Genomic DNA, 22641 nt, shown 5'->3' with positions numbered 1-22641 from the left:
AGGACCAGACCCGGAATCTCGAGATTCCGGGTTCGCGTCTTCGACGCGCCCCGGAATGACGAATGAACTCTACACCGGCAGTCCCGCTTGCTGCGCCAGCTCCTTCAGCGACACCTGCGGTCGCGCGCCGATGTGCTGGATCACTTCGGCAGCGGCGAGCGCACCAAGATGGCCGGCGTTTTCGTAGCCGGCATTGCGAACGAGGCCGAACAGGAAACCTGCGGCGAACAGATCGCCGGCACCGGTGGTGTCGACCAGCTCGTTGATCGGCGAGGCCGGCACCGCGACGACGCCGTCGCGTGACGCCACCACGCAGCCCTTTTCGCTGCGGGTGACGACGCCAAGCTTGACGTCCTTGCGCAGCTCCTTCAGCGCGGCGTCGAAGTCCGAGGTCCGGTACAGCGAGTGCAGCTCGGCCTCGTTGGCGAACACCAGATCGACCGTGCCCTTGCGCATCAGATCGAGGAACTCATCGCGGTAGCGATCGACGCAGAACGCATCCGACAGCGTCAGCGCGACCTGCCGGCCGGCGCCATGCGCAATCGTTGCCGCCTTCACGAAGGCGTCCTTGGCGTCCTTCGGATCCCAGAGATAGCCCTCGAGATAGACGATTTGCGCCGCCGCGATCTCGGCGGGATCGATGTCGGACGGAACGAGCTCCTGCGCCGCGCCGAGATAGGTGTTCATCGTGCGCTCGCCGTCGCCCGTGACCAGGATGTAGGAACAGCCGGTGGCCGGGCCATCGGCCGCAGGCCTGGTGTCGAAAGCAACGCCGGCGGCGCGGATGTCGTGGATGTAGAGCCCGCCGATCTCGTCCTGCTTGACCTTGCCCACATAGGCGGCGCGGGCGCCGAAGCCTGCGATCCCGACAATGGTATTGGCGGCCGACCCGCCGGACATCATGGTGGCCGGCCCCATGTCGCGGTAGATCGAGGCCGCGCGGGCCTCGTCGATCAGCGCCATGCTGCCCTTGGTCATGCCGTGGTTGGCGAGGAATTTCTCGTCGGTCCTGACCAGCACGTCGAAAAGCGCGTTGCCGATGCCGAGAACGTCGTATTTTGCGTCAGCCATTCCGTCAAAACCCTGTTGGGATCACTGCAAGGCACGCGGCCTAACACAGCCAACGCTGCTATAGAAGCCCGATGATCCGCTCCTTCCTCACGGTCTTTTCGGGCACGCTGGCCTCGCGTCTCCTGGGCTTCCTGCGCGATTCCATGATCGCGGCGCTGCTCGGCGCCGGTCCGGTCGCGGACGCCTTCCTGGCCGCGTTCCAGCTCGTCAATATCGCACGGCGGCTGTTGTCTGAAGGCGCGCTGAACGCGGCGCTGGTGCCGGCGTGGCTGCGGCTGCGCGAGGCCGATGCTGCCGCAGCGGCGGCTTTCGCAGGGCGCGTGCTCGGCACCATCAGCGCAGCCTTGTTTGCGGCCGCGATTCTGATCGGCTTCCTGATGCCGCTGGTGATAGCCTTGCTCGCGCCGGGATTTGCCGGCGAGACGGTGCACCTTGCCGTGACCAACGCGCGGCTGATGTTGCCTTATCTCGCCTTCGCCGGTCCTGCCGCCGTGTTGCTGGCGCTGGCGAGCGCGCAGGGACGATTCTTTCTCACCGCCTTCTCGCCGCTGTTGTTCAACATCACACTGATTGCGGTGATGACCGCGCTTTTCATCGTGCCGAGGGAGCCGGGCATCGTCGCGCTCGCATTGGCCGCGACCGTCGGGACAGCGGGATTTCTGCAGCTCGCGATCCTGGTGCTCAGCCGTGGCGAACACCTCGCTGCGCCGTTGCGCATCAGCTTCGATGCGGAGATGCGTGGCTTTCTCGCGCGCGCGATCCCCGGCATGGTCGCAAGCTCCGCACCGCAGCTCCTGATCGTCGCGGGTGCGATCATCGCCTCGTCCTCGCCGTCTGCGGTGTCGTGGCTCTATTTCGCCAACCGCCTGATCGAGCTGCCGCTCGGCATTGTCGGCGTCGCCATGGGAACGGTGATGATCCCGGAACTGACGCGCGCAGTGCAGGGCGGCGACAAAAGCCTGATCGCAAGCGCCGAATCGCGCGCGCTGGAGCTCGCCGTGGGACTGGCCCTGCCCGCCACGCTCGGGCTGATCGCTTTGCGTGAACCGATCGTGCGGCTGTTGTTCGAGCATGGCGCGTTCACGGCGGCCGACACGCAGTCGACCTCGCGCGCGCTGATGTGGCTTGCGATCGGCCTGCCGGCCCACGTGCTGGTGAAGGCGCTGGCGCCGGCCTTCTTTGCGCGCGAAGACACCATGGCGCCGCTGCTCGCGACGCTGAACGCCTTCCTCGTCGCGATCGTCCTCGCGGTGCTGCTTGGCCATTTCTTCGGCGCCAGCGGCATTGCAGCCAGCATCGCGCTCGGCGCCTGGAGCAACGCGCTCTCCCTGATCCGGCTGGGTAGCACGGCTTTCGGCTTTTCGCTGGATCAGGCGGCGCGCCGGCGGCTGCCGCGCATCGTCGCGGCCGCGCTGGTCATGGGCTGCCTGCTATGGCTGGCAACCCCATTCATGCCGGGCGGCCACGCGCATCGGCTCGCGCAAGCCGTCGTCCTGCTTGTGCTGATTGGCGTCGCCATTGCGGCCTATGGCGGGCTTCTGGCGACGCTTCAAGTGACGCCCTGGCGCGAGCTGGTTAACGCGATCAGGCCGCCTCGCGACTTGCGCAGTTAAGCCCTGCGTGGCAAACGCTTTCCCCAAAATCGAGCTTAGCGGGAACGGACGATGGCATTCGTTGAACGGGTCTTTTCGGGCGTCCAGCCGACCGGCAATCTGCATCTTGGCAATTACCTCGGCGCGATCGTCAACTTCGTGAAGATGCAGAAGACGCACAACTGCATCTATTGCGTCGTCGACATGCACGCTATCACCATGCCGCTCGACGTCTGGGGCGGCCCGACCGAGCTTGCGCGCAACACCCGCGAGGTGACCGCGGCCTTCATCGCCAGCGGCATCGATCCGAAGAAGCACATCGTGTTCAACCAGAGCCAGGTGGCCGGACATGCGGAGCTGACCTGGGTCTTCAATTGCGTGGCGCGGATCGGCTGGCTGAACCGCATGACGCAGTTCAAGGAGAAGGCCGGCAAGGACCGCGAGAATGCATCGATCGGTCTCTACGACTATCCGGTGCTGATGGCGGCCGACATCCTGCTCTACCGCGCGACCCACGTGCCGGTCGGCGAGGACCAGAAGCAGCATCTGGAGCTGTCGCGCGACATCGCGCAGAAGTTCAACAACGACTTCGGCGACTCGATCCGTAAGCACGGCACCAATGACGGGATGTTCTTCCCGTTGCCGGAGCCATTCATCACCGGGCCCGCGACGCGGGTCATGAGCCTGCGCGACGGCACCAAGAAGATGTCGAAATCGGACGCATCCGACTATTCGCGCATCAATCTCACCGACGATGCCGACACCATCGCCCAGAAGATCCGCAAGGCGAAGACCGATCCGGAGCCGCTGCCGACCGAGGAGAAGGGACTGGAGACGCGGCCCGAGGCCGACAATCTCGTCGGCATCTATGCGGCGCTGGCGGACAAGAGCAAGGCCGCGGTGCTGCGGGATTTCGGCGGCGGGCAATTCTCGAGTTTCAAGAACTCGCTGGTGGAATTGTGCGTCACCAAGCTCTCGCCGATCGCCGGCGAGATGAAACGGCTGGTTGCCGACCCCGGCCACATCGACGCGATCCTTGTCGACGGCGCCGACCGGGCGCGGGTGATCGCCGACGAGACCATGAAGCTGACCAAGGACATCGTCGGCTATGTCCGCAAGACGTAATTGCTGCAACACGAAGCCCTCCCCGAATGGAGGGGGCTTGCGGCGACGGGGATGACGCTTTGCGGAGCCGGAACCACCGATTTGCGGCTTGAACGGTGCGTTTCTCGTCGCCATCTGCTAAAGGGAACCCAACGCGCCGGCCTTGAACCGGCGACGCCGGAGAAAACCATGTTCATCCAGACCGAAGCCACCCCCAATCCTGCCACGCTCAAGTTCATTCCAGGCCGCCTCGTGCTCGACGGCGGCACCATGGAGTTTGCCAGCCGCGAAGCCGCCGCGCGCTCGCCGCTCGCCGAAAAGCTGTTCGACGTGCCCGGTGTCACCGGCGTGTTCTACGGCTCAGACTTCATCACGGTCACCAAGGACGGCAGCGACTGGCAGCACCTGAAGCCCGCGATCCTCGGCGCCATCATGGAGCACTACATGTCCGGCGCGTCGCTGCTCGCGGACGGCTCTGCGGCGAGCGACGAGCTTGCGGACGAGCAAGGCGAGTTCTTCGACGAAGCCGATGCGGAGACAGTCGAGCAAATCAAGGATTTGATCGAGACGCGGGTGCGGCCCGCAGTCGCCAATGACGGCGGCGACATCACCTTCCGCGGCTTCAAGGACGGGGTCGTCTATCTCAACATGAAGGGCGCCTGCTCGGGCTGCCCGTCCTCGACCGCGACGCTGCAGCACGGCATCCAGAATCTCTTGCGCCACTTCGTGCCCGACGTGGTCGAAGTGCGGCCGATGTGATGGTGTAGGGTGGGCAAAGGCGCGAAAGCGCCGCGCCCACGGTCTGGTTTGCAAAGTTTGATGGTGGGCACGCTTCGCTTTGCCCACCCTACAAGGGGGCGAATGGTGACGGCGAAAACGGCCATTGGGTCTGACACTTCACCCACTGTTCGCCACTTGCCGTTCCACCGATGCTGATCCTTGCCATCGATACGGCGCTCGACGCCTGCGCTGCGGCCGTGCTCGACACCGGCACCAGCAAATTGATCGCGACGGAGTCGCAGGCGATGAAGCGCGGGCATGCCGAAGCGCTGATGCCGCTGATCGCGCGCGTGATGAAGGAATCCGGCCTGCCCTTTGCCGCGCTCGACCGCGTCGCGGTGACCACCGGTCCCGGCAGCTTCACGGGGCTGCGCGTCGGGCTTTCGGCGGCGCGCGGCATTGGGCTCGCCGCCGGCAAGCCGGTGGTGGGACTGACCACGCTTTCCGCCTATGCCGCGCCGATCGTGAGCGAAGGCGGTGAGCCGCCGGTGATCTCGGCGATCGATGCGCGGCATGACCAAGTGTATTTCCAGGTCGTCAGCGGCAATGGCTCTTCGCTGGTGCGGCCGAAGGTGGCGCCGATATTGGAAGCGCTCGAAGCCTCGCGTTTCGGCGCACCGCACCTTGTTGGCAACGCCGCGAATAGTCTCGCCGAGCGCTGGCCGAAAGATGCGGCCCCACCGATCAAGGTCGATGCGCTGCCCGCGCCCGACATCACCTGGGTGGCGTGGCTCGGCGCCGCGGTCAATCCTCCCACCGCGCCGGCAAAGCCGTTTTATCTGCGCGCGCCTGACGCCAAGCCTTCGCAAGACAAGCCTTCGCAGGAAAAGCCGTCGCAGGACGTGATCGGCTCGCAGCCCGCGGCCTCGTGATGGCGTGGTGGACCTCCTGGTTCTCCGGCGGCAAGCCATCGATCGAAGCGGCGACCTTGCGCGACGCGCCGCGGCTCGCTGAGCTTCACGGCGCCTCCTTTCATCGCGGCTGGGGCGAGGGCGAGTTCGAAAGCATGATTGCCGAGCGCAACACGCTGGTGCATCGCTTGCGGCTCGGACGAAAGACCATCGGCTTTGCGGTCTCGCGGTTGGGCGCGGACGAGGCCGAGATCCTTTCGATTGCGATCGACCCCGCCTATCGCGGCCGCGGGCTCTCGCGCGAACTCCTCATCACCCATCTCGGCCATCTCGCCGGCCACGGCGTGCGGCGCATCTTTCTGGAGGTCGAGGAAAACAACGCGCCGGCACGGCGGCTCTATGAAAGGGCCGGCTTCGCCGCGGTCGGACGCCGCGAACGCTATTATCGCGCACCAGACGGGGAACAGTTGAATGCGCTTCTGATGCGCCGCGACTTGTCGTAACATGGAAGAGGTGACAGACCGCGCACCCCAAGGCACGAACCCCATGACCGCCCTGAAACCTCCGCCGGCGCCAAAGGCCACCGGCATCGAAGCCCGCTGCGCCGCCACCGGCATGCGCATGACCGAGCAGCGCCGCGTGATCGCGCGCGTGCTCGCCGAAGCTTTGGACCATCCGGACGTGGAGGAGTTGTACCGGCGCTGCGTCGCGGTCGACGACAAGATCTCGATCTCGACGGTATACCGCACGGTCAAATTGTTCGAGGACGCCGGCATCATCGAACGGCACGATTTCCGCGAGGGCCGCGCCCGCTACGAGCAGATGCGCGACAGCCATCATGACCATCTGATCAACCTGCGCGACGGCAAGGTGATCGAATTCACCTCCGAGGAGATCGAGAAGCTGCAGGCCGAGATCGCGCGCAAGCTCGGCTACAAGCTGGTCGATCACCGGCTCGAGCTCTATTGCGTACCGCTCGACGATGACAAAAGCGACCGATAGCGTTTTCGAGCGAAGGGGACGCCGGTTCGCGTGAAGAAAACGCATCCAAGCAAAGTCCGGGCCGTCGATCTCATTATCTTCGACTGCGACGGCGTGCTCGTCGACAGCGAGGTGATCTCGTCACGTGCGCACGCGGAGACATTGACGCGTCACGGCTATCCGATCACGCCGGACCAGGTGCTGCAGCGCTTCCTTGGCGTGTCCGACCGGGAGGCACGGCTTGCCGTCGAGGCCGAGCTGGGGCGCAGGCTGCCGGATGATTTCGACGTCCAGATGAAGCACGCCGAGCTGCGCCTCTATGAGGATCATCTGCGCCTGATCCCGCATGTCGCCGAGACCGTCGCGACGCTCACCTGGCCGAAATGCGTGGCATCGAGCGGGACGCCGGAGAAGATTCGCCACGGGTTGACCTGCGCGGGGCTCTACGAGCGGCTGGCGCCGCATCTTTTCTCGGCCGTGCAGGTCAAGCGCGGCAAGCCGGCGCCCGATCTCTTCCTGTTCGCCGCGGAACAAATGAAGGTTCGCCCCGAGCGCTGCATCGTGATCGAGGACAGCGTTGCCGGCATTACCGGCGCCTGTGCCGCCGGGATGCGCGTGCTCGGCTTTCACGGCGGCAGCCACTGCACCGTGGAACATGCGGCGAGGCTGAAATCCGCCGGCGCCCATGCGACTTTCGACGACATGCGGCAGTTGCCGGCGTTAATTGAGCGGATCGGGACTGAGACCCTTGCGGACTAAGCCTCCCGCGTGGTCATTCCGGAACGATGCGCCCCGGAATGACCGGTGCCGCGCTGGATTTTCCCCCCTTTAGCCTATATCTGAGCCTCAATTGAGTGCCGCGCCGCATTGGCGCCGCTGTTGCCGCTACCAAACAAGGGATCCATGTCACCGCCGCGCAAGCTGCATATCAAATCCTATGGCTGCCAGATGAATGTCTACGATGCGCAGCGCATGGTGGATACGCTCGCGGGTGAAGGCTTTGTCGAGACGGCGAATGCGGACGAAGCGGATCTCGTCATCCTCAATACCTGCCACATCCGCGAAAAGGCGTCGGAGAAAGTCTATTCCGAGCTCGGCCGCCTGCGCGTGGCGCGGGAGGAAGCTGCGCGGAATGGTCGCGATATGCGTATCGCGGTCGCGGGCTGCGTCGCGCAGGCCGAGGGCGACGAGATCATCCGCCGCGCGCCCGTCGTCGATGTCGTGGTCGGCCCGCAGAGCTATCATCATTTGCCGAAACTTCTCGCCCGCGCTGCGCAGGGCGGCAAGGCGATCGAGACCGAGTTTCCCGCGGAAGACAAGTTCGCGTTCCTGCCGCAGCCGAAATCGGACGCGATCCGCGCCCGTGGCATCTCGGCTTTCGTCACCGTGCAGGAAGGCTGCGACAAGTTCTGCACGTTCTGCGTGGTGCCGTACACACGCGGCGCCGAGGTGTCGCGTCCGGTCGACAAGATCGTCGAGGACGTGAAGCGGCTCGCCGACAATGGCGTGCGCGAGCTCACGCTGATCGGGCAGAACGTCAACGCCTATCACGGCGAGGGTCCCGATGGCCGCCCCTGGCCGCTCGGCAAATTGCTGCAGCGGCTCGCCGCCATTCCCGGCATCGCGCGGCTGCGCTACTCGACGAGCCATCCCCGGGACGTCGAGGACAGCCTGATCGAGGCGCATCGCGATGTCCCTGCTTTGATGCCGTTTGTGCACCTGCCGGTGCAATCCGGTTCCGATCGGATTCTGGCGGCCATGAACCGCAAGCATACCGTCCGCGACTATCTCGACGCCATCGACCGTTTCCGGCAGGCGCGCCAAGATATTGCATTTTCATCGGATTTTATCGTCGGCTTCCCCGGCGAAACCGAGGACGATTTTTCCGCCACACTCGCACTTGTCATGCAAATCGGATACGCTGCGGCCTATTCGTTTAAATATTCGCCACGGCCGGGAACGCCGGCGGCGGAAATGCGGGAGATGGTGCAAGCTTCGGACATGGACGAGCGATTGGCGCGGCTTCAGGACTTGATCGATAGCCAGCAATCGGCCTTCAACAGGGCTGCGATTGGCGCCACGGTCGACGTGCTGTTCGAACGGCCCGCGCGCAATCCCGGCCAGATCGTCGGCCGCACCGCCTATCTGCAGCCTGCGCATGTGATGGCCTCGGCCGACATCATCGGACAGGTGTTGCCGGTCCGGATCGACGGCCTCGAACGCTACAGCCTGCTCGGCGAGCTCGCCGCGGCGGCGCCCGCGCGAGCAGCGCGGGCGTCTTCTCAAACGACCATTGGAGCCTGAACCCTTGCCAAAAAGTGCATCGGATTCGCCCTCGCTCGCTCCCAGCCGCAAGTTTGACCGCGACATGCAAGTACCGCCCGAGACGCAGGTCGTCATCGATTTCGACGACAATCGCGCGGCTTCCGCCCTCGTCGGCCCCTACGGCCAGAATCTCGCGCAGATCGAGCGCCGGCTCGGCATCGTCGTGGACTCGCGCGGCAACCACATCACCATCGCCGGCTCGCGCGACGGCTGCGACGCCGGTCGGCGCGTGCTGGAGACCCTCTACGCCCAGGCCGTGAAGGGGCACGAAATCGCACAGGGCGACGTCGAGGGCGCGATCCGCGCCGTGATCGCGCAGGGCTCGCTGTTCGAATATGACGCCAAGGCGGCCAAGGCCGCGTTCGAGATCATCAATCTGCGCAAGCGCCCGGTACGGGCGCGCACCGCCGCGCAGGACTCCTATATCCGCGCGCTGAAGCGCCACGAGCTCGTGTTCGGCGTCGGCCCCGCCGGCACCGGCAAGACCTGGCTTGCGGTCGCGCATGCCGCCCAGCTCTTCGAGCGCAAGGAGGTCGACCGCATCATTGTGTCGCGGCCCGCGGTCGAGGCCGGCGAGCGGCTCGGCTTCCTGCCGGGCGATCTGCGCGAAAAGGTCGATCCCTATCTGCGCCCGATCTATGATGCGCTCTACGACGTGATGGATGCGCGTATCGTCGAGCGCGCGCTGCAGACCGGCGAGATCGAGGTCGCGCCGCTTGCCTTCATGCGCGGCCGCACGCTAACCAATGCCGCGATCATCCTGGACGAGGCGCAGAACACCACGTCGATACAGATGAAGATGTTCCTGACCCGGCTCGGCGAGAACAGCCGCATGATCGTGACCGGCGATCCCTCGCAGGTCGACCTGCCGAACGGGCAGATGTCGGGGCTTGCGGAGGCAACCAGGCTGCTCAACGGCGTCGAGGGCACAGCGCAGGTGTGGTTCACCGCCGAGGACGTGATCCGTCACGAGCTGGTGGCACGCATTGTCGCGGCCTACGAAGGCACGCCGCAGAAGCCGGCCGGCAACAAGTGAAGTCAATGATCGCGCGCGGGCCGGCCCGGCGCGGGAAGTTTCTCAAGACGATGTCGCAGCTCACCCACCCCATCACCGAGGTTCTCGTTGTCGCCGACTGCTGGCGGAACGAGCCGGAAGCCGATGCCGTGATCCAGCGCGCGATCGCGGCCGCGGCCGATGCCGTCGATACCGATGTTGCGGACGCCGAGCTCGCGGTGATGCTGACCGATGATTCCGGCATCCGCACCCTGAACTGCAATTGGCGCGGTATCGACAAGCCGACCAATGTGCTTTCCTTTCCGGCGCTGCAGCCGTCGGGTGCGCAGAAGCCGGGCGATGCGCCGCGCATGCTGGGCGACATCGCGATCGCCTATGAGACCATGCGGCGGGAGGCGGACGAAGAGCAGAAGCCGTTTGATCATCATTTGAGCCACCTTGCGGTGCATGGCTTCCTGCATCTGATCGGCTACGATCACGAAAACGACGACGACGCTGAAGCGATGGAATCCCTGGAGACGGAGATTCTGGCCCAGCTCGGGATTCCCGCCCCCTATGCGGACCGGGAACGGATGGACTGAGATGGCGGACTCCGAACCGATCCACGACAATCCGCGCAATACGCGCAACCTGCCCGCGGTGGTGCCACCCGGCGAGGTCACGCGTGCCGGAGCCGACAGTTGGCTGTTGCGCATCATCCGCACACTGTTCGGCTGGAAGGCCGGATCGGTCCGCGACGATCTGCAAGTCGTGCTCGATGCCTCGCAGCCCGACGAGGTCGGCTTCACCGCGGTCGAGCGCACGATGCTGCGCAACATCCTCTCGCTCCATGAGCGGCGCATCGCCGACGTGATGGTGCACCGCGCCGACATGATCGCGGTCAAGCGCGACATTCCGCTCGGAGAGTTGATGGATGTCTTCGAGAGCGCGGGGCATTCGCGGCTCGTGGTCTACAACGAATCGCTCGACGATCCCGAGGGCATGGTCCACATCCGCGACCTGCTCGCCTTCATGACCGCGAACGCGCGGGTTTCGAGCGCGGCAAAGACGCGGCGCAAGAAGCCGCCGCCGGCCGGCCTCGATTTGCGCGCGATCGACCTCGCCATGCCGCTGTCGGAGGCCAACATCATCCGCAAGCTGCTGTACGTGCCGCCCTCGATGCGCGCGATCGACCTGTTGGCGCAGATGCAGGCCTCGCGCATTCATCTCGCGCTGGTGGTTGACGAATATGGCGGCACCGACGGCCTGGTTTCGATCGAGGACATCGTCGAGCAGATCGTCGGCGAGATCGACGACGAGCATGACAGCGACGAGCCGCCGGCGATCGTACGCCAGGCGGACAATTCCTTCATCGCGGATGCGCGCGCGAGGCTGGACGATGTCCGCGCGGTGATCGGCAACGAGTTTGTCACCGGCGAGGCCGGCGAGGACGTCGACACGCTGGGCGGCTATCTGGTCAGCCATGTCGGCCGCCTGCCGGTGCGCGGCGAGGTCATTTCCGGCCCGGGCAATTTCGAGGTCGAGGTGCTCGATGCCGACCCGCGCCGCGTGAAGCGGCTGCGCATCACCACGCGAAAGGAACGCCAGGCGCCACGCACCCAGCGCAGCCGCCGCGAAGCCGCGTCCGACCCCAACCCGCCGCAGGCCAATGACAACACGGCTCCGCCGCCCGCCGACGGAGCCGGCCCGCAGTGAAGATCACCGACAAAGTTCGCGCAGCCGGCCTCGCAATCGTCCTGGCATGGGGATGGAAACGGGCCGCGATCGCCCTTGTCGCCGGCGCGCTATCGACGCTCGCCATGGCGCCATTCAATGCCTGGCCGGTACTGTTTCTCACCTTCCCGGTCGCGGTCTGGCTGATCGACGGCGCAGGCGCCGGCCGCTTCCGCGGCGTGCCGGCAGCGGCCTGGACCGGCTGGTGGTTCGGGCTCGGCTATTTCGTCGTCGGACTTTACTGGATCGGCAAGGCCTTCCTGGTGGACGCGGATACATTTGCCTGGCTGATGCCGTTCGCCGTGCTTGGCCTGCCCGCCTATCTCTCGCTCTTCACCGCGATCGGCTTTGCGCTCGCCCGCCTGCTCTGGACCCGCGACGCGTCGCGGATCCTTGCGCTCGCGATCAGCCTGACGGCAGGCGAATGGTTGCGCAGCAAGGTGCTGACAGGCTTTCCCTGGAACACGTTCGGCTACGCGCTCACCGAGCCGCTCGCATTCGCGCAAACCGCCTCGCTGATCGGCATCTGGGGTCTGACGTTTCTCACGGTTGCGATCTTCGCCTCGCCAGCCGTGTTGATCGAGGGCACCTCGCGCGGGCGCAAGCGGTGGAGGGCGCCGGCCGCCGCGCTGTCGGTGCTGATCGCGATGGGAATTTTTGGCGCGGTGCGCCTGTCGCGCACGCCGACGCATCTGGTGCCGAAGGTCAAGCTCAGGATCATGCAGCCCAACCTGCAGCAGGACGTGAAATTCAACTATTCCGCCAAGGCGGCGGTGATGCAGAAATACCTGACCTTGTCCGACCGCTCCTCGGGACCGCAGTCGACCGGCGTGCGCGACGTCTCGGTGCTGATCTGGCCCGAATCCGCCTTCCCGTTCTTCCTGACGCGCGAGCCGGATGCGATGGCGCAGATCGCAGCTCTGCTGCCGAAGGGCAGCGTGCTGATCACGGGCTCGGTGCGCGCACCCGATCAACCGCCCGGCACCCGCATCACGCGGGCCTACAATTCGATCTATGTCATCGACCACGATGGCAACGTGCTTTCCGTCTACGACAAGTTGCACCTGGTCCCGTTTGGCGAATACCTGCCATTCCAGAACTGGATGGAGAGTCTGGGATTCCAGCAGCTCACCAAGGTCGTGGGCGGGTTCATCCCGGGCACGGTGCGGCGCACGATGGCAATTCCGAACGCGCCGCGCGCGCTACCGCTGATCTGCTATGAGGCGATCTTTCCCGACGCCGTTGCGACGCGCGATGATCGGCCGGGCTGGATCGTCAACCTGACCAATGATGGCTGGTTCGGAATTTCCACCGGACCGTATCAACATCTGCAGCAGGCGCGGCTGCGCGCGATCGAGCAGGGGCTGCCCCTGGTCCGTGCCGCAAATACCGGCATTTCCGCCGTCATCGATCCGCTGGGGCGGGATGTCGCGCGCCTCGGTCTCGGCCTCGAGGGCGTGCTCGATTCGCCGCTGCCGTCGGCCATCCCGCCAACGATTTACGCGCGCACCGGCGACATTCCAGCCGCAATCCTGATCGCCGTGGCGTTGGTCTTCGTCGTTCGCCGGCGCATGACAAAATGGGCGGCATGATATCGTCCATTTTTCCGATTGCGGATTCATATTCAGTTTTCGATGTCCGGCAGAAATATTCCGCGTTGCGAGCTTCCGCCAGTTGACAGATCGGCGCGTCACTTCGCATTCTGTACAAATCAGTGAACCAGTTAGTTCATGTCCGTTTATCCGCCTCTGGATATCGGGCAGGATTTGACGGGTTGGCGCACGGGACGAACGCCCTTCGTTCGTCTCTTCCCGCCTGTGCGCTGGCCTTGGCATTCGCCTCGATCGTCTTTGCTGACCGTGGCTCGCGAGTGTCACATCAAAAGCGCACGCTGGCCATATTTGCGGGTGACCTCTCGGCACTGCGTCAAACGACGGATGCTGGCCGGGAGACTGTGAGTTTCAGGACCGGGACGTCAGCCTGATCCCAAGGAGTGTCGGAAATGTCGACCAAAGCACCGAACCCTGTTGACAAATATGTCGGCAGCCGGGTGCGGATGCGCCGCATTATGCTGGGCATGAGTCAGGAGAAGCTCGGCGAAGCCTTGGGCCTCACCTTCCAGCAGATACAGAAATACGAGAAGGGCACCAACCGCGTCGGTGCCAGCCGCATCAAGCAGATCTCGGAAATCCTCCAGGTCCCGGTGTCCTTTCTGTTCGACGGTGGCCCGACCGGGACCGCAAACGCCGAAGGCTTCAGCGAAGAGGCTTCGCCCTCCTACATCTCCGACTTTCTCGCGACCTCGGAAGGACTGGCGCTGACGCGGGCCTTCACCAGCATCGCCGACACCAAGCTCCGGCGCAGCATTGTCGACCTGGTCGAGCAGATCGCCGCGCGCGAAGCGCCCGGGAAACCGTAAAGGTCGTCCTCTCCCATTGACGGGGCCAAAGGGACGAGCGCATGACAAGGGGCGCTCATCTCACCTTGGCATGGCAATGACTACACAAAATCCCTTCGATTCCGCGACCATCCTCGACGGCATCCGCCGCTGGGTGGAAATCGAGACGCCGACAGAGGCGCCCTCACAGGTCAACAAGCTCGCGACGCTCGTCGCCGATCGCTATTCCAGCCTTCCGGCAAGTGTCGAGCGCATCGCCGGCAGGAATGGCTGCGGCGATCATCTGGTGACGCGATCGTCATGGGGACAGGATGCGCCTGGCATCCTGGTGCTCAGTCATCTCGACACCGTGCATCCCCTGGGTTTCATCCAGCGCCTGCCGTTCAAGGTCGAAGGCGACAGCGCCTTCGGTCCCGGCATCTACGACATGAAGGGCGGCGCCTACATCGCGCACCACGCATTCCGGCAACTTTGTGCCACGGGGCAAAAGTCGCCGCTCGGCATCACGCATATCTTCACCTCCGACGAGGAGATCGGCAGCCCGACGTCGCGCGCGCTGATCGAGGCCGAGGGGCAAAAGGCCAAATATGTGCTGGTAACGGAGCCCGCGCGCGACGGCGGCAAGATCGTGACAGGTCGCAAGGGTGTCGGGCGCTTCGAAGTCTTCATCAAGGGCGTGCCGGCCCATGCCGGCTCGCGACCCGAGGACGGCCGCAGCGCCGTGCGCGAGCTCGCCAACGTGATCCAGACGCTAGAAGCGATGAACGACACCAAGCGCGGCATTACCGTCAATGTCGGCGTGGTCAAAGGCGGGACACGGCCGAACGTGATTGCCGAAGAGGCCTATGCCGAAGTCGATCTCCGCGTGCCGGGAATTGCGGAAGCCGACGAGCTGGTGCCGAAGATCCTGAGTCTGAAATCACGAGGCGAAGGCGTCAGCATCAAGGTCATCGGCGATTTGAACCGGCCGCCCTATGAGAAGGGCAATGCCGGCGCGGCCCTTTACGAGCACGCCAGGACGCTGGCCGCCGAGCTCGGCTTTGAGCTGGTCGACATGTTTACCGGCGGCGGCTCCGACGGCAATTTCACGGCGAGCCATACCGCGACCCTCGACGGCCTCGGCGTCGACGGCAAGGGCGCGCATACCCACTACGAGCAGCTCTATATCTCTTCGCTGGAACCGCGCGCGCGGCTGCTCTACCGGCTGTTCCAGACCCTGCGATGAAGCAGCCTTCCGGCGATCGCGGCGACGGCGCGGCGGCGCGGCATGCGCAAGGCTCGTTCTTCGGCCGACGCAAGGGTCACAGGCTCCGGGCGCACCAGGCCGATCTGATCACGCATTTGCTGCCGCAACTCGTGCTCGATATTGGGGCGGGGGTGCATTCGTCGCTCACGGAATTGTTCGATCCGCCGCCGAACGCGGTCCGGCTCGAGATCGGCTTCGGCGGCGGTGAGCATCTGGCCGCCGAAGCACAAAAGCTTCCGCACACCGGCTTCATCGGCTGCGAGCCCTACGTGAACGGGATGGCGAAAATCCTTGCGCAGATCGAGGCGCACAATATCGGCAATATCCGCCTGTTCGCAGGCGACGCCGCCGACCTCCTGGCGTGGCTGCCGCAGGCGTCGCTGGCGCGGATCGATCTGATCCATCCCGATCCGTGGCCAAAGCGGCGGCACTGGAAGCGGCGCTTTGTGCAGGACGCGACCGTTGCGGCGATGGCGCGCGTGCTCACGCGCGGCGGCGAATTCCGCTTTGTCAGCGACATCGATGATTACTGCGCCTGGACGCTGGCGCATCTCTTGCGCTCGCCGGATTTTCGCTGGCTGGCGGAGCGCGCCGACGACTGGCGCCTGCCATGGGACGGCTACACCATGACGCGCTACGGCCGCAAAGCCGAGCGCGAAGGGCGTGTAGCGAATTATCTCAGGTTTGAGAGGATCGGTTAGCTAGCGCGTTTTCCAGAAGCCGACCACGCGCTCGGCGGTCGAGGGCATCAATCTGGCGAAATTCACCCGTGCGCTCTCGATGTCCGAGGGTGCCGGCACGCGGTTCGGGCCGAGCCGCATCAGGATCAGCGCGCGCACGGTTGCCCATTCGAGACCGATGGTCTTGCCGACGATCAGGATCGGATCAAAACGGTCGCCGGAAACGAGATTGTCCAAGGTGGAAATCTTCACGCCGGACATCGCCGCGAGTGCGGCGACCGATTCCTCGTAGCGATGGGATTTGGCAAAGCCGAGCAGCGCCGCCTCATTGAGATTGCCGGCCTCGCGCAGCGCGAGGATGATGCGCTGGGCCGGCACGAAATCGCGCTTGCTCTCGAATCGCTCGGGCACGCCGGTGATTTCCGCGACCGCCAGCTTGATGGCGTTCCGCCGCTCGGGCTTGACCACGTCGTGCAGGCGGTGGCGAACCACGTCGATCGATCCCGCCAGAAGCTGCTTCAGCCGCACATCCGAAAGGTCCCCGCGCTGACCTACGGCGAGGGTCAGCACCCCGTCCTGGCTCGCACGCTTGATCAGCTCGTTGTATCCGCTCTCGGAGAACATCGCGCCGGCATTGCCGGCCGCGCGCCTCACCACCTCGCGATCGCCGCGCTCGACGATGACATCGGTAAGATCGGCGGAGAGCTTTGGCCGCTCCGATATCGCCAGCAGATGGCCCTGCCCTTTGATCCGCGCGATCTCGAGCAGGGCATCTTCGCCGAGGACCGGCGAGCGGCGCAACACCGGCCCCGCCACCAGGATCTCGTTCTCGCGTGCGAGCCTTCCGATCAGCACAGGGGGCGCGTTCGCGATCAGCGACAGCCGCTCGGCGAGCTCGGCACGCGCGACCAGTTCGGCATGCGGAACGAGGTCGACCAGGATTTCGTCGAACAGATCGACATGCTTGGGCCGCAGATGCGCGGCGTCCTGCAGGAACAATTCGGCGATGCGGCGCGCCGCCTCGGCGCGGAGCTTCGGGTCGCCATTCCTGACGATGTCATCAAGTCCAGGAATTAGCGTGGTGGCGACCGTCATCCAGTTGGCTCAAACCGACGCGTCGCGATCGACCGCGCCCGAGCTACGCGAAAGGCCCGTCCCGAAGCGGCGGTGGGCCGGCGCCTGGCAATTTAAAGGGTCTTGGTGAAGGAAGGGTTATGGACTTTGGGCTGCCGCCAGACGCGCAAATTCATCTGTGCCGGCCTTGCCGTTAGGTCCGAAAAGGGCTATATCGACGCCAACTTAGCTGTCTCATACGAAACGCGTATTGAGAGTGGGCCCCTCGGGACCCGCTCTTTTTTATTACCTGAGCCGCCCCCATCATTTTGGTGAGGACCGGCAAGGGTTTATCCGGAACCGCGGTGGCGGCCCGGCCAACTCAAAGCAAGCAAGAGCCCGTTTGACGCTGGACATGACTGATCCGATTGCGCCGTCCATGGATGCCGAACTTCTGGCCGAACCGCGGCTTGTGGTCGAGCCCGGGGTGGCGGCGCGCGTGTCGGCGGTAGCTGGCCCGGTCCTGCAGCAGATGGGGTATCGGCTGGTGCGGATCAGGATTTCGGGTGAGGCCGGCTGCACTGTGCAGATCATGGCCGAACGGCCCGACGGCTCGATGCAGATCGAGGATTGCGAGGCGATTTCGCGGGCGCTCTCGCCCGTGCTCGACATCGCCGACCCAATCGACCGCGCCTATCGGCTGGAAATCTCTTCGCCGGGCATCGACCGGCCGCTGGTGCGCCGCTCGGATTTCGAGCGCCATGCCGGCCATCTCGCCAAGATCGAGATGGCGATCGCCCATCAGGGCCGCAAGCGTTTTCGTGGGGTGCTCGCCGGCGTCGACGGTGATAAGGTCCGCATTCGCCGCGACGACGTGCCGGCCGGCGAAGACGCCGATATCCTGCTCACGATGGAAGACATCGCCGACGCGCGCCTCGTTTTGACCGACGAGCTGATCGCGGAATCGATGCGGCGCGGCAAGGCCGCGGAACGCGAGCTCAAGCGAGAGCTTGGGCTCGAGCCGCCGCAACCACCGCACGCGAAGAACGAGAAGGCCAGAAACAAGCCGCACAAGAAACCGGCCCCGAGGAATACCAAGCAACATCGCCTCGCCGCGGAAAGGGCGCGCAGGGGCGAGATCGATCCACCCGAAGGAGACTAGCCATGGCCGTCAGCGCCAACAAACTCGAACTGCTGCAGATTGCGGATGCTGTCGCGCGCGAGAAATCGATCGACCGCGGCATCGTGATCGCGGCGATGGAAGATGCCATCGCCAAGGCGGCGCGGGCGCGTTACGGCAGCGAAACCGACGTCCACGCCGAGATCGACGCCAAGAAAGGTGAGCTGCGGCTGTCGCGCCACATGCTGGTCGTCGAGCAGGTGGAAAACTCCGCCAATCAGATTTCGCTGGAAGACGCCCGCCGCGCCAACCCGGGCGCGCAGATCGGCGACACCATCGCCGACACGCTGCCGCCTCTGGAATATGGCCGCATCGCCGCGCAATCCGCCAAGCAGGTGATCGTGCAGAAGGTGCGCGAAGCCGAGCGCGACCGGCAATATCAGGAGTTCAAGGACCGCATCGGCGACATCGTCAACGGCATCGTCAAGCGCGTCGAATATGGCAGCGTCATCGTCGATCTCGGTCGCGGCGAGGCCATCATCCGCCGCGACGAGATGCTGCCGCGCGAGGTGTTCCGCAACGGCGATCGCGTCCGCGCTTATATCTTCGATGTCCGGCGCGAGACGAGGGGCCCGCAGATCTTCCTCTCCCGCACCCATCCGCAGTTCATGGCCAAGCTGTTCGCGCAGGAAGTGCCGGAAATCTACGACGGTATCGTCGAGATCAAGGCGGTAGCCCGCGATCCCGGCTCGCGCGCCAAGATCGGCGTGATCTCGCGCGATTCCTCCGTCGACCCGGTCGGCGCCTGCGTCGGCATGCGCGGCTCGCGCGTGCAGGCGGTGGTCAACGAGCTGCAGGGCGAGAAGATCGACATCATTCCGTGGTCGCCCGATATCGCGACCTTCGTGGTCAACGCGCTGGCGCCCGCCGAAGTCGCCAAGGTCGTCATCGACGAAGACCGCGAGCGCATCGAGGTCGTGGTGCCCGACACCAACAACCAGCTTTCACTGGCGATCGGCCGCCGCGGCCAGAATGTGCGCCTCGCTTCCCAGCTTACCGGCTGGGACATCGACATCCTGACCGAGCAGGAGGAATCGGAGCGCCGCCAGGCCGACTTCGAGAACTCCACTCGTGTGTTCATGGAATCGCTCAATGTCGACGAGGTGGTCGGCCAATTGCTCGCCTCCGAAGGCTTCACCTCGGTCGAGGAGCTGGCGCTGGTCGACGTCAAGGACCTCGCCGGCATCGAAGGGTTCGACGAGGACACCGCGAACGAGCTGCAGAACCGCGCCAAGCAATATCTCGATCAGCAGGAAGCCGAGCTCGAGGCCAAGCGCAAGGAATTGGGCGTCGAGGACGCCGTGAAGACGGTGCCCGGCGTCACCTCGAAGATGCTGGTGAAGTTCGGCGAGAACGATATCAAGACGCTCGAGGACCTTGCCGGCTGCGCCACCGACGATTTGGTCGGGTGGACCGAGCGCAAGGAAGGCGGCGAGCCGACCAAGCACGCCGGCATCCTCGACGGCATCGAGATTTCCCGCGACGACGCCGAGGCAATGATCATGCAGGCGCGCGTCAAGGCCGGCTGGATCAGCGAGGCCGACCTCGCCAAGCAGACCTCGGAGGCCGAGGCCTCCGAGGGCCAGGCCGCTTAAGGCTCGAAGGAGATGCCCCACGCATGCTCGCTTTCGCTGACCCCGAACTCGACAACGGACCGCGGACCGGCAAGTCCGCGACGTTGCGCATGTGCGCGGTCAGCCGGAAGCAGCGGCCGACCAGTGAGCTGATCCGCTTCGTCGTCTCGCCGGATGGCAAGGTCGTGCCGGACCTCAAGCGCAAGCTTCCCGGCCGCGGCCTCTGGGTCTCTGCCTCGCGCAACATGGTTGCGGAAGCCGTCCGGCGTTACCACTTCACGAGGGGGTTCAAGCGCGACGTCCGCGTGGCGGCGACGCTTGCCTCCGATACCGAAAACCTGCTCTCCCAAAGCGCGGTCGAGGCGCTGGCCATCGCTGCCAAGGCGGGCCAGGTCGTCTCCGGCTTTGCCAAGGTCGAGGCCGCGCTAGCGGCGCGGGGAAGCGGGGGTGCGGTTCAGGCCCTGATCCATGCCTCCGAAGGCGGGGTGGACGGAATCCGGAAACTGAACGCATTGGCACGGCAAAATCCCGGGAACAGGGTTGAAATGACGGAATTGCCGATCATCACCGTGCTGAGTTCGGCAGAATTGGATTTGGCATTGGGCCGGTCAAATGTGGTACATGCTGCCCTGCTCGCGGGCCCGGCGAGCAAGACATTCCTGTCGCGCAGCCAGATTCTGGTCCGATACCGGCTGGCCGACGCCGACAAGACTGCCGGAACCGCAGCCGGGAACACGAACTCGCATTCGAATTCGCTTTCGGGCTAACAACGATCGCTTCAAACGACGGTGCGTCCGCGCACCACCAGATTAGGACGACTGAATGGCCGACCAGAATACTCCCGGCGACAAGAAATTGAGTGTCCAGGGCAAGACCTTGACGCTCAAGCCGCGCGTCGAGACCGGCACCGTGCGCCAGAGTTTTCCGCATGGCCGCACCAAGCAGGTCGTGGTCGAAAAACGCGGCAAGCGCAGGGTCGGCGGCGACGGGCCGATGACGGAAGCCCAGCACGCTGCGCCCGAGCCGGCCAAGGGCGGCGCACCCGCAACCGCAAAAGCCCCGCTCGGCGGCCGTCCGGCCGCGAGCCCGCAGCCGGCTGCGCCGGCGCGCAAGCCTTCCGGCGTGGTGCTGCAGACGCTGACCGAGGACGAGCACGCCGCCCGTGTCAGCGCGCTGGCGGACGCCCGCGCCCGCGAGATCGAGGAGCGCCGTCAGGCCGAGGAAGAAGCCAAGCGCCGCGCCAGCCGCGAGGGCATCGAGCAGGCCGAGCGCGAGGCCGCTGAAGCGCGCCGCAAGGCGGAAGAAGAGCGCCATCGCCAGGAAGAAGAAGCCAAGCGCAAGGCCGAGCTCGAAGCCAAGAAGCGCTTTGGCGAAGCCGAAGCCGCCGCGGCGGCGGCGCGCCCGGCTGCGGCGGCTGCGCCCGCCACGGCAAAGGCACCGGCACCCAGCACGCGTGCGCCCACGCCAAGCGCGCGCACACCCGCACCGAACGTACGGTCGCCCGGCATCGCTGCCGAGCCCGATGAAGACGAAGGTCCGCGTCAGATTCGCCGCGGCCCCGGCGGCGCGTTGCGTCCAGCTGCGGCTCCGAAGACCACCCATAAGCCGGCGCCGCAAAAGCAGCGCGGCCGCCTCACCGTCACCACCGCTCTCGATGTCGACGACGTGCGCGAGCGCTCGATCGCCTCGTTCCGCCGCCGCACCCAGCGCCTGAAGGGACATATTTCCAACGAACCGAAGGAAAAGCTGGTCCGCGAAGTGATCATCCCCGAGGCAATCACCATCCAGGAACTCGCCAACCGCATGTCCGAGCGCGCGGTCGACGTGATCCGCCTGCTGATGAAGCAGGGCGCGATGCACAAGATCACCGACGTGATCGACGCCGACACCGCGCAGCTCATCGCGGAAGAAATGGGCCACACCGTGAAGCGCGTGGCCGCATCCGACGTCGAGGAAGGCCTGTTCGACGTCGTCGACGATTCCACCGACACCGAGCCGCGCTCGCCGGTCGTGACCGTGATGGGCCATGTCGACCACGGCAAGACCTCGCTGCTCGACGCGCTGCGTCACGCCAACGTGGTCTCCGGCGAAGCCGGCGGCATCACCCAGCACATCGGCGCCTATCAGGTGGCCTCGCCCGAGAGCGGCAAGAAGATCACTTTCATCGACACGCCCGGCCACGCCGCGTTCACCGCGATGCGCGCCCGCGGCGCCAAGGTCACCGATCTCGTCGTGCTGGTCGTTGCGGCTGACGACGGCGTGATGCCGCAGACGGTCGAGGCGATCAACCACGCCAAGGCGGCGAAGGTGCCGATGATCGTTGCGATCAACAAGATCGACAAGCCGGAAGCGAACCCGCAGCGGGTGCGCACCGAATTGCTGCAGCACGAGGTGCAGGTCGAATCGATGGGCGGCGAGGTCGTCGACGTCGAAGTGTCGGCCAAGAACAAGACAAATCTCGACAAGCTGCTCGAGATGATCTCGCTGCAGGCCGAAATCCTCGATCTCAAGACCAACCCGGACCGTCCGGCCGAAGGCACCGTGATCGAAGCCAAGCTCGACCGCGGCCGCGGCCCGGTGGCGACCGTACTGGTCCAGCGCGGCACGCTGCGCACCGGCGACATCGTCGTCGCCGGCGCCGAGATGGGCCGCGTTCGCGCGCTGATCTCCGACCTCGGTGAGACCGTCGACAGCGCAGGCCCGTCGGTGCCGGTCGAAGTGCTCGGCTTCAACGGCACGCCGGAAGCAGGCGATCGCCTCGCGGTGGTCGAGAGCGAAGCGCGGGCGCGCCAGGTCACCGATTACCGCGCGCGGCAGAAACGCGAGAAGCAGGCGGCGCGCGCCTCCGGCATGCGCGGTTCGCTCGAGCAGATGATGTCGCAGCTCAAGACTTCGGGCCGCAAGGAATTCCCGCTGATCATCAAGGCGGACGTACAGGGCTCGCTCGAAGCCATCGTCGGCTCGCTGGAAAAGCTCGGCACCGACGAGGTGGCGGCGCGGGTGATCCACTCCGGCGTCGGCGGCATCACCGAATCCGACGTCACGCTGTCGCATTCGTCAGGTGCCGCGATCATCGGC

The 22641-nt window shown here is 65.4% G+C and carries 21 protein-coding genes; 19 read left to right on the top strand and 2 right to left on the bottom strand.

The features are described 5' to 3' along the window. Nucleotides 1-69: 69 nt before the first annotated feature. Nucleotides 70-1071: an adenosine kinase gene (locus VKR55_RS21225; RefSeq protein ID WP_324406373.1), complete on the bottom strand. Its 1002-nt coding sequence runs from the start codon at nt 1069-1071 to the stop codon at nt 70-72. 71 nt (nt 1072-1142) lie between these two features. Here VKR55_RS21225 and murJ point away from each other — a divergent pair, with 71 nt between their 5' ends. From murJ to VKR55_RS21150, 15 genes are all read left to right on the top strand, one after another. Next, a complete protein-coding gene (murJ, locus tag VKR55_RS21220) occupies nt 1143-2684 on the top strand; it encodes a murein biosynthesis integral membrane protein MurJ (protein WP_324406371.1) in 1542 nt (513 codons plus the stop codon). A 51-nt stretch (nt 2685-2735) separates the two neighbouring features. Next, nucleotides 2736-3788 carry a tryptophan--tRNA ligase gene (gene trpS, locus VKR55_RS21215; RefSeq protein ID WP_324406369.1) on the top strand — a complete coding sequence of 351 codons (1053 nt, stop codon included), beginning with the start codon at nt 2736-2738 and terminating at the stop codon, nt 3786-3788. 168 nt (nt 3789-3956) lie between these two features. Beyond that, complete coding sequence (locus VKR55_RS21210; RefSeq protein ID WP_324406367.1) at nt 3957-4526, top strand: NifU family protein; 570 nt, start codon at nt 3957-3959, stop codon at nt 4524-4526. Nucleotides 4527-4696: 170 nt separating this feature from the next. Then, entirely contained in the window at nt 4697-5419 is a 723-nt protein-coding gene (tsaB, locus tag VKR55_RS21205) for a tRNA (adenosine(37)-N6)-threonylcarbamoyltransferase complex dimerization subunit type 1 TsaB (protein WP_324406365.1), read from the top strand. Further along, nucleotides 5419-5901: a ribosomal protein S18-alanine N-acetyltransferase gene (gene rimI, locus VKR55_RS21200; protein WP_324406363.1), complete on the top strand. Its 483-nt coding sequence runs from the start codon at nt 5419-5421 to the stop codon at nt 5899-5901. Before tsaB ends, rimI begins: the two co-directional genes overlap by 1 nt. A gap of 43 nt (nt 5902-5944) precedes the next feature. Continuing rightward, on the top strand, nt 5945-6400 hold the full coding sequence (locus VKR55_RS21195) for a Fur family transcriptional regulator (protein WP_324406362.1): 456 nt from the start codon (nt 5945-5947) through the stop codon (nt 6398-6400). Between the two features lie 30 nt (nt 6401-6430). Beyond that, on the top strand, nt 6431-7138 hold the full coding sequence (locus tag VKR55_RS21190) for an HAD family hydrolase (RefSeq protein WP_324406361.1): 708 nt from the start codon (nt 6431-6433) through the stop codon (nt 7136-7138). A 144-nt stretch (nt 7139-7282) separates the two neighbouring features. Next, nucleotides 7283-8683, top strand: coding sequence for a tRNA (N6-isopentenyl adenosine(37)-C2)-methylthiotransferase MiaB (gene miaB / locus VKR55_RS21185; RefSeq protein ID WP_324406360.1), 1401 nt, complete (start codon nt 7283-7285; stop codon nt 8681-8683). Nucleotides 8684-8747: 64 nt separating this feature from the next. Further along, nucleotides 8748-9740, top strand: coding sequence for a PhoH family protein (locus tag VKR55_RS21180; protein WP_324406359.1), 993 nt, complete (start codon nt 8748-8750; stop codon nt 9738-9740). Nucleotides 9741-9790: 50 nt separating this feature from the next. Further along, nucleotides 9791-10300 carry an rRNA maturation RNase YbeY gene (ybeY, locus tag VKR55_RS21175; RefSeq protein ID WP_324406357.1) on the top strand — a complete coding sequence of 170 codons (510 nt, stop codon included), beginning with the start codon at nt 9791-9793 and terminating at the stop codon, nt 10298-10300. A gap of 1 nt (nt 10301) precedes the next feature. Then, on the top strand, nt 10302-11414 hold the full coding sequence (locus tag VKR55_RS21170) for a hemolysin family protein (protein WP_324406356.1): 1113 nt from the start codon (nt 10302-10304) through the stop codon (nt 11412-11414). Further along, entirely contained in the window at nt 11411-13024 is a 1614-nt protein-coding gene (gene lnt / locus VKR55_RS21165; RefSeq protein ID WP_324406355.1) for an apolipoprotein N-acyltransferase, read from the top strand. The genes VKR55_RS21170 and lnt overlap by 4 nt, the downstream gene beginning before the upstream one ends. A 410-nt stretch (nt 13025-13434) precedes the next feature. Beyond that, nucleotides 13435-13851 carry a helix-turn-helix domain-containing protein gene (locus VKR55_RS21160; RefSeq protein ID WP_324406353.1) on the top strand — a complete coding sequence of 139 codons (417 nt, stop codon included), beginning with the start codon at nt 13435-13437 and terminating at the stop codon, nt 13849-13851. A gap of 76 nt (nt 13852-13927) precedes the next feature. Then, complete coding sequence (locus tag VKR55_RS21155) at nt 13928-15055, top strand: M20 family metallopeptidase (protein WP_324406352.1); 1128 nt, start codon at nt 13928-13930, stop codon at nt 15053-15055. After that, complete coding sequence (locus VKR55_RS21150; protein WP_324406350.1) at nt 15052-15777, top strand: tRNA (guanine(46)-N(7))-methyltransferase TrmB; 726 nt, start codon at nt 15052-15054, stop codon at nt 15775-15777. Before VKR55_RS21155 ends, VKR55_RS21150 begins: the two co-directional genes overlap by 4 nt. Here VKR55_RS21150 and VKR55_RS21145 read toward each other — a convergent pair whose 3' ends face one another. Next, nucleotides 15778-16851 (bottom strand): DUF2336 domain-containing protein, encoded by a 1074-nt coding sequence (locus VKR55_RS21145; protein WP_324406349.1) that lies wholly within the window; start codon nt 16849-16851, stop codon nt 15778-15780. Nucleotides 16852-17224: 373 nt separating this feature from the next. Here VKR55_RS21145 and rimP point away from each other — a divergent pair, with 373 nt between their 5' ends. The 4 genes from rimP to infB form a co-directional block, all read left to right on the top strand. Continuing rightward, complete coding sequence (gene rimP / locus VKR55_RS21140; RefSeq protein ID WP_324406348.1) at nt 17225-17971, top strand: ribosome maturation factor RimP; 747 nt, start codon at nt 17225-17227, stop codon at nt 17969-17971. Between the two features lie 2 nt (nt 17972-17973). Further along, nucleotides 17974-19584: a transcription termination factor NusA gene (gene nusA, locus VKR55_RS21135; RefSeq protein ID WP_324406347.1), complete on the top strand. Its 1611-nt coding sequence runs from the start codon at nt 17974-17976 to the stop codon at nt 19582-19584. 23 nt (nt 19585-19607) lie between these two features. Continuing rightward, nucleotides 19608-20330 (top strand): RNA-binding protein, encoded by a 723-nt coding sequence (locus tag VKR55_RS21130; protein ID WP_324406346.1) that lies wholly within the window; start codon nt 19608-19610, stop codon nt 20328-20330. 55 nt (nt 20331-20385) lie between these two features. Further along, nucleotides 20386-22641: translation initiation factor IF-2 (gene infB, locus VKR55_RS21125; RefSeq protein WP_324406344.1), on the top strand; the 2256-nt coding region annotated here is incomplete at its 3' end.

The organism is Bradyrhizobium sp. (assembly GCF_035309285.1).
Taxonomy (GTDB): Bacteria; Pseudomonadota; Alphaproteobacteria; order Rhizobiales; family Xanthobacteraceae; genus Bradyrhizobium.
This window is presented reverse-complemented; position numbering and strand designations above follow the sequence as displayed.

Coding starts and splice junctions, on each gene's coding strand:
- trpS (WP_324406369.1), top strand. CDS start 2,736: ATGGCATTCGTTGAACGGGTCTTTTCGGGCGTCCAGCCGACCGGCAAT.
- tsaB (WP_324406365.1), top strand. CDS start 4,697: ATGCTGATCCTTGCCATCGATACGGCGCTCGACGCCTGCGCTGCGGCC.
- VKR55_RS21180 (WP_324406359.1), top strand. CDS start 8,748: ATGCAAGTACCGCCCGAGACGCAGGTCGTCATCGATTTCGACGACAAT.
- murJ (WP_324406371.1), top strand. CDS start 1,143: ATGATCCGCTCCTTCCTCACGGTCTTTTCGGGCACGCTGGCCTCGCGT.
- VKR55_RS21145 (WP_324406349.1), bottom strand. CDS start 16,851: ATGACGGTCGCCACCACGCTAATTCCTGGACTTGATGACATCGTCAGG.
- VKR55_RS21155 (WP_324406352.1), top strand. CDS start 13,928: ATGACTACACAAAATCCCTTCGATTCCGCGACCATCCTCGACGGCATC.
- rimP (WP_324406348.1), top strand. CDS start 17,225: ATGACTGATCCGATTGCGCCGTCCATGGATGCCGAACTTCTGGCCGAA.
- VKR55_RS21210 (WP_324406367.1), top strand. CDS start 3,957: ATGTTCATCCAGACCGAAGCCACCCCCAATCCTGCCACGCTCAAGTTC.
- VKR55_RS21225 (WP_324406373.1), bottom strand. CDS start 1,071: ATGGCTGACGCAAAATACGACGTTCTCGGCATCGGCAACGCGCTTTTC.
- VKR55_RS21130 (WP_324406346.1), top strand. CDS start 19,608: ATGCTCGCTTTCGCTGACCCCGAACTCGACAACGGACCGCGGACCGGC.
- VKR55_RS21195 (WP_324406362.1), top strand. CDS start 5,945: ATGACCGCCCTGAAACCTCCGCCGGCGCCAAAGGCCACCGGCATCGAA.
- rimI (WP_324406363.1), top strand. CDS start 5,419: ATGGCGTGGTGGACCTCCTGGTTCTCCGGCGGCAAGCCATCGATCGAA.
- VKR55_RS21160 (WP_324406353.1), top strand. CDS start 13,435: ATGTCGACCAAAGCACCGAACCCTGTTGACAAATATGTCGGCAGCCGG.
- VKR55_RS21170 (WP_324406356.1), top strand. CDS start 10,302: ATGGCGGACTCCGAACCGATCCACGACAATCCGCGCAATACGCGCAAC.
- miaB (WP_324406360.1), top strand. CDS start 7,283: ATGTCACCGCCGCGCAAGCTGCATATCAAATCCTATGGCTGCCAGATG.
- ybeY (WP_324406357.1), top strand. CDS start 9,791: ATGTCGCAGCTCACCCACCCCATCACCGAGGTTCTCGTTGTCGCCGAC.
- nusA (WP_324406347.1), top strand. CDS start 17,974: ATGGCCGTCAGCGCCAACAAACTCGAACTGCTGCAGATTGCGGATGCT.
- VKR55_RS21150 (WP_324406350.1), top strand. CDS start 15,052: ATGAAGCAGCCTTCCGGCGATCGCGGCGACGGCGCGGCGGCGCGGCAT.